The organism is Methylomonas sp., from assembly GCF_023228165.1.
Lineage (GTDB): Bacteria > Pseudomonadota > Gammaproteobacteria > Methylococcales > Methylomonadaceae > Methylomonas.
Genome location: NZ_JALOBS010000037.1, coordinates 1 through 10,360, shown reverse-complemented (window position 1 = coordinate 10,360; position 10,360 = coordinate 1). Strand labels below are relative to the sequence as shown.

Sequence of the window (10,360 nt, the reverse complement as noted above, 5' to 3'; positions counted from 1 at the left end):
ATGAAAGCGTTGTTGGATGCGGTCACCGAGCTAGTGACTCTAGTTCCTCGTGAGAAAATTGATGCCATTGCCAATAGAATTCGGAAATCGAACTCCTTGGCCGTATCGTTGACCGATTTCGAAAGTACGCATCAAGTAGCATCTGCGATCGCCCGCTTGAAAAAATCATGGCAAACTAGCGAAGTCTCTGCCAGTGAGTTGGCTGCGATGTTGATAGCCTCATCTCACACGATCGATAAAATCAATGCCGAGCAATCCCTGGAACTTGTATGGACCGGGCCTACGACACCGTTCGTTTCTGCTCGTCGAACGGAACAGGCATTGTTGCAGGTCATTGAGTCGGCTCGGAAAACTTTGTTCATCACCAGTTTCGTTGCTTATGACGTTTCTTCGATCATCAATGCTTTGAATATAGCAGTCGCTCGGGGTGCAATAGTTTCCATGTTGCTGGAATCATCTAGCGAGCATGGTGGAAGCATGTCTATGGACGTGATAGGCAAGATGCGCAAGCTGGTTCCCAATGTCGTCTTGTATGCATGGACCAACAAAACCGATCCCTTCAGTGGAGGTCGTGTCCATGCCAAGATAGCCTTGGCGGATGGACATTCTTGTTTCATCACCAGCGCAAATTTGACGGGTTTTGCGATGGAGAAGAATATGGAAGCGGGAGTTTTGGTTAATGGCGGGCGGGTACCGGTTTTATTGGAACGTCATTTGAATACGATGATCGAGCTAAAAATCGTTGATAAGGTTTGAAATTGTTGGTGTGTTAGATTTTGCTTGGAAGTCAAGTAAGATAGTCAGTATCATCATGTAGAAATGGGTTTATTTGGTCTCATAACCTCCAACTATATTTAAAATTGGGTAATTTATATGGAACAAAAACTTGAGTATGTTCGTTCGGTTTCCTCATGGGATTCCGGTGGAGGAATAGTGGTGGACGTCGTTGAACTTGCCGATGGTAGAGTCTTAGGTATCACAGATGAATCGGTGGTTTTGTATCCAAATATGGACGCTCTGCAAGACGGCGAAGCCGACAATGGGGCAGGAATGATCGCATTGATTTGATCAACCAGCGAAATCAGAACACTATTCCAATGAATATTTTCTACGAAACGACAAATGAACAAATCCGACCTCATCAATGCTATCGCTAGCCACGCCAACCTGACCAAAGCCGACGCCGGCCGTGCATTGGATGCTATCACCCATTCCATTCAAGCGGCGCTGAAAGCCGGTGATTCGGTGGCGCTGGTGGGCTTCGGTACGTTTGAAGTGAAGGAACGTGCTAAACGCACTGGTCGCAATCCACAAACCGGCGAAGCGATTACGATTGCTGCGTCTAAATCACCATCCTTCAAAGCCGGAAAAGGCTTGAAAGTAGCAGTTCAGTAAGTTTTTGGCCGCACATTTATTGCGGTCCCATGCCCCAGCCTTCCAGTTCCGATTGCCGTTTGACCGTAGGGACATCCAAATCGGTCATCCGGCCTTGGGTGCGGGTTAAGGTGTCTTGCCGGCCACTGGAGGCTGCGCCGTATTTCTGCGGATTGAGCCGGCTGCCTGTGCCGGTGAGTTGATCGAGATTGAGCATGGATGCCGCATTGGCGGCGGACGGCAAATGCCCGGTCTGAGCCAGAATTGCCAACCACTCGTCCAGATTGACCTGTGTCCAGTTCACGCGGTCCAGGTCAGCGACCTTTATCCCGGTACAACTGGGAGTTTCCGGCGTGCCGAAATCCATCCCTAATTGCGGTTTGATTTGTTCATTGAGGATGCGCGCTAGCGGCGAGTTGTAGCAGCAGTAACTTTCCTTGCGTACCCAACACACGCCAGCCACCTTGCTTTCACAATAGGTGCCGAGGTCCGTACAGACTTTGAGCTGTTTCTTGGCTGCGAGTTCGTACTCCGGTTCTTCGCAGGAATAGACGATCTGGATAATCATGATGATGATCATCACCACGGTGTAGGCCGTCATCAGCGTACTGAGCAGTTCGCCGGCGACTGCGGCACCACCGCCCAACTCGACGCCACCCGATTCCGCTGCCGGGGTCAGATTACCCGCCGAATCAAAGGCAGCCTGGCCACCGGCACTGAACAGCGCATTGCCGGCGGCTTCGCCAAAGGTCTGGCCTATCCATTCCGCCACCGACTTCATCAATTCGCCTTTGAGCGAATCCAGTAAACCTTGCGAGGCAATGTCGCTGGTACTGAGCATGTCGGTGCCGACCAAGTCATTCACGGTCGAGGCAAAATCCGCCTGAAAACTGTTCCAGGCATCGCCAGCCAACGTTAACGGGGTGCGCATGGTTTCCCAGGCGCCACGGATAGCGGAGGTACTGTCCATAGCCATGACTGCGCTGTCCATTTGACTGGTGGCTATCAGCAGATCAATGTAACGGCCCAGCCCCATCGCACCCGAGGGTGTTTCGCAGCAATCGACCAGACTGAGGGCGCCGCCGACCATTTTGCAACTGGCCGGTTTGCCCTGGAATACCTGGCAGGTGGTCGGATCCTTTTGCTGCAGATCGGCGTTGGCATAGTCACAATGCAAATCCATCGCCATTTGCTGGGCGCTGTTGAGTAAGGCTACCGCCTTGCTGAAATCCTGACTCTGGGTGCGATTCACGGTAATGCAATCTTCCCCCATGCACCGAATCGGCCCGGCACATTGCTGTTGGGTGTTGCTTTGAATGCCGGGAATGCCCACCGTTTGCCCGCAGTCATAAGTATCGACGCTGTCCCAGCAGGTGCCGGAGGCCAACACACTGGTGCATTGGCTTTTGATGAACGAGCAGCCTTGGGTTTCCAACGACTCACAGGTCTTGTTGGGTATCCCGTTCGCCGGCGGTTCTAAACAGTGGGTGCCGGCGGTATCGGTCCAGCATTGGCCATACTGATTCAAATCGCAGTGTCCAGAGGACTGGATATTCATACAGGTATTGCGAATCCCGGTCGAACTGGCCACCGGGGCTTGGGCCAAATCCGTGCCGCAAACCATGACTTGCGAAGTCGGATCGACGTAACAACCCGAAGCATTGGCGGGGTCATTCGTACAACTTAATTGGCTGCCGGCCTGACAAATGCCATCGGTAATCGCATCGGCTAAGTTTTGGCAATTCGGGCCACTCCAACTCCATTGGTCCTGGGTGATCAGTTTCGACAAATCGTAGCGGAGCCGAATCCTGGAATAACCCTCACCATTACCACCGACCATAGTTTCCTGTTTAAAGACTTTGTTGCCCGTGCTGTTGAAGGCATAGGTGACATCGCGATTGGGATGATCCACCCAACTGTTACCCAGTTCGCAAGAACCGCCCCAGCCGGTCGAGCCGGTGTAAATCAGATTGCCACCATAGGACACGCGAGCATGGTCATCGAACTCGACATCCTCCAATGTGGCACTGATGATGGCTTCCGGATGCAGGACGTTGTAAGTCACTTCCCAGTTGAATATGCCGCAACCGGCTGACCAATAGTTATCGCCAACGCGGCCCACGTACAAATCCATGCAGCCAGATCCACAGCTGGACATGCCTCCGTTACCGGATACAAAGCTGAGTAGGGTCTCTACGTTGACTTGATGTGTCGCTGTACAGCTTTGCGGTACTGTCGGTTGGCGCAGACACAACTGATAGTCGGGGATACGGACAGAATGGCTGGTCTCGGTTTGCGTGGTCACGGTGGTACAGTCCGAAAACGACTGCGCCCAGGGCGTGAAATTGGCAAACACCTGATCACCGGCAGTCCAGACTGCATCGTTGTGTAAATCCGGATGCGACTGGTGGGCGTTGTCAATCAGGGTGCGATAGGCTTCGCCGGTGAAGCTGGTTTCGCCGTTCAAGGCTGTCTGCGCGTTTAACCCCGCCGCCAGTGTGCCGGGGTTGTTGCCATAGAGATCGGCAAAGTCCTGGGCCGTGGTCGTAGCGCTGTTAGTATCCGGAAACAAGGTGCCAATCGATATGGCACTTTCCTGAGCAGTCCCCGGATTCAAGGTTAGCGTGCCGTTACCGGTATCGAGCGGAAACGCAAAACCGCCCAGAACTTGTTGGCCCAATTGTTGGCCATCACGCCCGGCCGCCTGAATGGCATCCGCCCAGGAAACGCCAAACGGCGTCCAAGCGAGTGTGACGCACAGTACCGCAGATAGGCTTTGCGTGACGAATGCTTGAGGTTCAAAGAACTTTCTCATCGCCTTATAACCCAACACAACAGTTTCTATTGGACGAAGGTGTCCACGAAACGCCTGCAACCCTTGCCACGCATGGGTTGCCGTAGTGAATGCCGGTTCTGAACTGTTCACGGGGCAGTCCCCATATGGGAACCTGACTAGTCCGATGATAACCGATGGATCGGTACCGGCGGCAGCCGGTTGATACTTGATATGGGGTAAATAATTGCACTCACTCCTCCTGGGGTGCCGGAAAAGGTAAAATTTCGCCGCGTTCAGCTGGAATGCTCGCGCCGGCAAGCTGATCCGAGGGTTTTTCGGATCGGTTGGCCATGCGTTCGGCTTTGCGCAAGGCCCGTTGGGTGTCGATTTCCAATTGACGGAGCCGGACTATCAGCGCGGCATTTTCCGTGTCGCGTTGAACCAGTTTTCTCCGCAGCTCCGCGTTCTCTTCGCGCAGGTGCCGGATGACCGTTTCGGCGTTTGTTGTTGGCGCAACTGGTGCTTTCAATGCCATGATGCGTGTCCTGATGCGAGGGTATTTGCAAGCGTCGTGTCCAATCAGAGTTCGGCTGTGACCGGCTTCCTGGGCAACCACCGAAACATTGATTTTGAGCGTGCCTAACTTGGCTTGTTTGGCGAGCTTCGTGTTTAGTGGTACGCCGCCCTCCAGACGTTCAAGTGCATCCAGGAAGTCTTGCTCGATCGGGTCGATGGGCGGTGGTGTTTTGGATTTACGCGTCATGGCCGTTCTCCTCGATGTCTTCACCGAGTGCGTGCAAAATGGCCGCCGCTTGCCGCGCCCGCTGACGGGCGACATAAAACTCGTCACCACGGCCAATGCGTTCGGCATTCTCCACCGCTTGTTGATTATCGAAATGGCGTTTACGCCAGAACCCAGCGCTTTCCCGGTCGATCAGAAAGCATTCGCAGCCAACGCAAACCGACGGTTCACGGTATTGGAAATTCGGATTCGAGTCCTCCCAATTTGTGGTGCCGGCGATCTGATGGCAACGTGCCGATTCCGGTTTCAGCTCGATCAGGCATTTCCCGTGGTCAGCGAACCAAATTCTAAAATCGTGCTCGACGACTTGGTGTTCCAGGTCGCTAAGGATTTGTTCCGGAGTCTTGTTCTGCATGGATGCTCTAACCGACTTTCGATGGGCTTCGAGCCATGGCGCCATGTTGCCGGCATAGGTCGCATCACCCGTTGCGGCTTCATACAGCAACCTTACGGTCAAACGAGCCCGAGCATCGGACATGGCTTCAATGATTTCCGGATCGCGACCGATGTAGCCTTGCTCGGTCATGGCCAGAGACAGGTGTTTGAAATGCTGGCTTATGTGCGGAAGCATGCGGCTATCCACCTGGATGACATACAGCGCAAAGGTTTTCCGCCACTGGTGCGTGCGTAGCGAACGCCCATCCCGGTACGTGTCCAGTTCGGGGCTGGGCGGTAAGGCTTGCCAATCGACATAGCGGCGCAGAAAATCCTTTTGGCCGAGATTGACATTCTGACTGAAGGGACGCCCAACCGATCGTTGGTTTTTCGGCAGCCCGCGGTTTGCGCAAAACGACACGATCAGATGCTGGCAATCGCCTAACTGACGCCACGGGCGAAACAATCGTTCGAGTACGACTAACGCCCTGACCGGCGGCGGAAGATACTGACTGTCGGCCGGGCGAGCGCCGACGATCCATTCCACCGGTCTGCCATGGATTTTGGCGGCCAGGCTTTTGAGATAAAAAATGGTATTCAAGCCGGTTTTTGACGGGCGTTGTTGCAGGCATGACGGCAATCCGCTATCGGGATCGATACCGGCTTTTAGGCCCATCACTTCACTGATGCGTAAACCGACATGGCTTTGTAACACGATGATGCAGGCAATCCGAATATCCATAATCAGCAATCGGATGGCGGCAACGAAATCAACTTGCCCAGCGCCTCTTCGCGGTTGAGTGTCGATGACGTCATGCCAAGGTTCTGATTCACCGGCAAGCACTGAAAACTGGAATGAATGGACGGCCCGGCGAGCGGCATCGGTTCTAACCGGCAAACTGTGGCCTGGCCCTTTGTGATTGCCAGGTCCGCCTTGTGCATAAGCTGCAAGATAAACGTCTTGCAGTTTGATCACGTCATCGGCAGGTACCCCGATCAACCGCTCTGCTGCAGACATGATCGGCAATGCCACTGCATCCGGTAAGGGCGGAATGAAATCACGTCGGCGATTCGTGATGCGTTTGGCAACATCGAAGGGATTGCGGCCATCAAATGGCGGCTCAGGCATCGGGCTGACGCCGGATTCCCGCAATGCGCCACTTTGCTTATACAGCAGCATCAAAATATGGAGCCGTTGCCAGACCCAACCCTCATGCAAGGTGGAATATTGCTTATCGCTCCCCGTTATGGCGACGTGTTCGACGTATTCCCAACTGGCATGGTTGTCCAATTCATGGATAGCTCGAAAATCCTGTGTGGCCATCCAGTTAACCAGATAAGCCAACATCCGACTAATGGTCGCCATCGACGTGGTTTTCAGGCTTTTACCTTCACGGGGATCGGTCAGTAAACTCCAGACAAAGCGTCGTAAGCTGTCGAGTAACCCGGCCCATTGCGGGTCCAGTAGGCTTTGTCCGTGCGGCAGTTTGATATTCCAGTTCACGGTGGAGCGATGATCGGGTTGACCGGGGGTCGGATTATCCAGGCGCCATTGGGCGTCACCCCAGAGGCTGATGGGGGAAACACGTTGCGCGGTCAGATCATCGGCCGATAGCAAATGAATCTGGGGTTTGGTGAAAGAATTGAGTGAAGTCATGACGATTACTCCAGTTCAGGCAGGTCGTCCAAATCCCATTGGGCGGCTTCGCGGATCACCGTTTCATCCTGGAAACGCGGGAGCCAGTATTCGATCAGGCGTTGCAGTCTCGGTGCCCACGCCGTCAACCAGCGTGCAGCCGGTAATTGGGTTTGGGCCTGTTCGATTTTGACTTTAAGCTGTAGAACACGGACCAGCGCGTAGCCGTCCTGAAGATTCAGATGGGCTAACGCACAGCCTGGACAAGCGCCGTAAGCACTGCACAATTTGCCTTTGTCCTGGCCAGGCACCGGGCTGTCATAGGGATCAAAGCAGCGCCATCCGGGCGTCGCGGCCGCCAAGTCCTGTTTGGGCGGCAATGTGCGTGGATCGATAGTGCCATCGGTTTCTCGCCAACGACTACGCAAGGCCATGACGTCGCCGAGTCGCTCATCATGCCGTTTGCGTGCCGCATCGGACGTGTAATGCGAGAGGATGACCCCTGGGTGTTGATGGCCGCTGACGGCTTGTACTGCCAGCAGATCGCCGTCAAACCAGGTATGGACATTATCCAGGCCGGTTGTGCGAACTTGCCTGAGTGTCAGATGAGGGAGTTCGTTCTCGATCAAAAAGGCTGACAAATGGTTTTGCCAGGCCCCTTTGCTACCTCCCGACTTGGATTCGAAACCATGAGGCTCAGACGGTTTGTTCACGGGAATCCAGATAAACAACCATTCTTGCAAACGCGGCGTTGCTACTGGACGAATCCGCGCTGTCCAGCGCTCGATAAACGGAATCAATACCGTCGGACTGTCTGGGGCATCCGAGATCGGAAAACTGCGATGCTGTCGACGCCGGCTTCTTGATTTATAGGGGCGCCAAACCAAGCGTTTGACACCCTGGATTTCGATATAGGACACGTCACTTCGGCGGGTTGCAAACAGCGTTTCGCCACTGAAAAAGCTCACCATGGCTAATAACAGTAGGAACGGCACCAGATCCCTTGGCGAGGGGTGAAAGTAGGTTCTGAGTGTCGCCAGTGCTTCCGGCGTGCCAATTTGGCGGGCCAATGACGCGTCGAGTTGCTGTAGTTTGACGAAAGACCCAATCACTGTCGGAAACAGTGCGTCCAGTCTTTGCAAATGGCTTGCCAGGCTATTGGGTTTGGGGCATTCTTCGGTCAACATCATCCAGCCTTGTTCGACGGTTTGCATGATTTGCGTACAGGCTTCGATACACGTGCTGTGAAGATGGATCCAATCCGCCGGCTCGATGATTTTTGTCGGATGTGCGATTTGCCGTGACGCCCCTGGCCAGGGATTACGGCGAATATGTAAATCCTTGGGTAACTGGGAACGGTATTGCGCAGATTTCTTCAGAAAGGTAACCACGCTGCGAAACGCACCCAGGTAATGCAAACGGGTGTAAGCCGCAAGCACATAGGCGCCGTCTTCCATGCGTCCCAACCATTCGATAAAACCGTTGATGAATGCCGTATCAAAGGTTGGCAGACTGGGCGTGGGCGTATCGCTGCGAGCCAGATACTGGAAAAACCCATGGTTCAGATCGTTGATAAACGTTTGCCGACTTGGTTCGGTTTTATCCCCACCCCATACGACGACCATCTCGGCAAAGGCAACCGCCAACTCGGGCGCCATCAGCCAGTTTGAAACCTCCAAGGTTTGAATGGATTCTCGACTGTGTGGTGTCGGGAAACGAATGAATAACCGACGTTTGCCATCCCCATCGGTTTCTTCACTGACCGAGGATAGGCGTTCCCTGCGAACAGCGTCGAGGTCTGCCACCGTCATACCTACGAGTTGTGCGTAGCGACTGGGGCGTGGGGAGCGACGATCAGAAAATGACTCAGCCATGACGCATCGCCTCGAAAAACTTCATGGTGGTATCACTGACTTGAGCTTCAAAATCCGTCACGGCGCGCAAGTAGAGATTGGTGGTTGTCGCCAAAGCGGTATGTCCCAAGCGGGCCTGAATCTTTTTCCAGGGTTCCGCATTACCCTGCGACTTTTCAAACCAATACAGCCAGGTCGCAAAGGTATGTCTGAGGTCGTGGAAAACATGACGGGGTGCTTGCGTGGTATACGGTTTCCCTGTTTCCGGATCCGTTTTATGCACGGTATGCGTCAAGCCGGCGGCAAACAAAGCCTGCCGAAAATGCGCATCAATACTGCCATTTTGAATCGGTTTTCCAACATGACGTCCGGCATGGATACCGTTCAAAAACAATGCGCTCGGTTCTTTGAGTTGGCCCTGCTTTTTGGCGGCATGCAGCGCGTCCTTGCGCTCATGATCGATATACCAGTGCAATGCCGTTACCAGCCAATTGGGCATGAACACGACACGCGGCCTGAGCCCCTTGGTTTGACTGAGCCGCAGCTTCACCACACCGAAAGGTTGTGATACATCAGGTCGCAGATCTAGAATTTGCCAACGATTCAGTGATGAAATTTCATCCCGCCGCATGCCGGTATGGAGGGCAATTTCGGCAATCAGCCGGTCCGAGGTTGGTCGGCAATCATCGCCAGATCGTGTGCTGCCTGGCGGTAGTGGCCCAAGACAATGGGCAACCGTGCGATACTCCGTTTCAGTCAATGGTCGAACGGCATCATCGGCGCCCCGACGTGGTAATGGTAGTAAATCAGAGGTGGTACGCTGTACCGGATTTGCATGCAAATGCGCCAACGCATCGTGGTCCATCGATCTGACGATTTGGCGAGTGGATTTTGAATCGAAAATCACTCCGAAAAACCCCGCCCGCCGCGCCCAGTCATAGAATTGCAATACCGTGGTCAGTCGACGGCGGACCGTGCCTACGTCATAGGGTTGATGGGTTTTGGGCGACACGGTCTGCAGCATAGCGTCGCGGTAAAATCGAAGTTCATCCTCACTGACTTCGTTCCAAGTTTTGGCAAACTCCGCCAGAAACGCCCACCAATCCTTCAGGTTGTAAACCGTGGCTCGCAAGGTATTGGGCCTGGTATTGCCGTGACGAATGAGGAATCGATCCATCAGATACAGTAATACCGGCTCTATGACGCGTCCCGTATCATCGTCAACCAAAAATAAAAAGCCCGTTGGTAACGCACAGGATGCCAATGCCTCAGGCGGCATAGCTGGATGCTGATCAAGATGAATGGCTGATCGGACAATAGTGTTCACGGCACACCTACTGATCGACACATAACGGTGAACAAATGCCCATTGGACAATCTAGGCATTCCAATGGATAAGGCCATCGCATGAACACTTTTATGATCGGGTTAATACTACTTGCTTTCAGGAGTGTTCTGTTCACGGTTGACCTCACATTAGTATTCTTAATCAATGTGTTAGACTGATGCATCGTGAACAGTTCTCCCTAGAATAGACAACAGTC

General features: G+C 53.6%; 8 protein-coding genes. 3 read left to right on the top strand and 5 right to left on the bottom strand.

The annotated features are described in order from the left end of the window. The 3 genes from drmC (at position 1) to M0R33_RS20590 (ending at position 1,395) form a co-directional block, all read left to right on the top strand. Positions 1-756: a DISARM system phospholipase D-like protein DrmC gene (gene drmC, locus M0R33_RS20600; protein WP_292573749.1), complete on the top strand. Its 756-nt coding sequence runs from the start codon at positions 1-3 to the stop codon at positions 754-756. Between the two features lie 117 nt (positions 757-873). Continuing rightward, positions 874-1,068, top strand: a complete 195-nt coding sequence (locus tag M0R33_RS20595) for a hypothetical protein (protein ID WP_292573747.1) — start codon at positions 874-876, stop codon at positions 1,066-1,068. A 54-nt stretch (positions 1,069-1,122) separates the two neighbouring features. Then, complete coding sequence (locus M0R33_RS20590) at positions 1,123-1,395, top strand: HU family DNA-binding protein (protein WP_292573745.1); 273 nt, start codon at positions 1,123-1,125, stop codon at positions 1,393-1,395. 16 nt (positions 1,396-1,411) lie between these two features. Here M0R33_RS20590 and traN read toward each other — a convergent pair whose 3' ends face one another. The 5 genes from traN to M0R33_RS20565 form a co-directional block, all read right to left on the bottom strand. Next, entirely contained in the window at positions 1,412-4,300 is a 2,889-nt protein-coding gene (gene traN, locus M0R33_RS20585; protein ID WP_292573744.1) for a conjugal transfer mating pair stabilization protein TraN, read from the bottom strand. A 100-nt stretch (positions 4,301-4,400) separates the two neighbouring features. Continuing rightward, entirely contained in the window at positions 4,401-4,913 is a 513-nt protein-coding gene (locus M0R33_RS20580) for a hypothetical protein (RefSeq protein ID WP_292573742.1), read from the bottom strand. Further along, entirely contained in the window at positions 4,903-6,984 is a 2,082-nt protein-coding gene (locus M0R33_RS20575) for a hypothetical protein (RefSeq protein WP_292573741.1), read from the bottom strand. Before M0R33_RS20575 ends, M0R33_RS20580 begins: the two co-directional genes overlap by 11 nt. A gap of 5 nt (positions 6,985-6,989) precedes the next feature. Further along, complete coding sequence (locus M0R33_RS20570) at positions 6,990-8,837, bottom strand: hypothetical protein (RefSeq protein ID WP_292573740.1); 1,848 nt, start codon at positions 8,835-8,837, stop codon at positions 6,990-6,992. Beyond that, entirely contained in the window at positions 8,830-10,143 is a 1,314-nt protein-coding gene (locus M0R33_RS20565) for a site-specific integrase (protein ID WP_292573738.1), read from the bottom strand. Before M0R33_RS20565 ends, M0R33_RS20570 begins: the two co-directional genes overlap by 8 nt. Positions 10,144-10,360 lie beyond the last annotated feature (217 nt).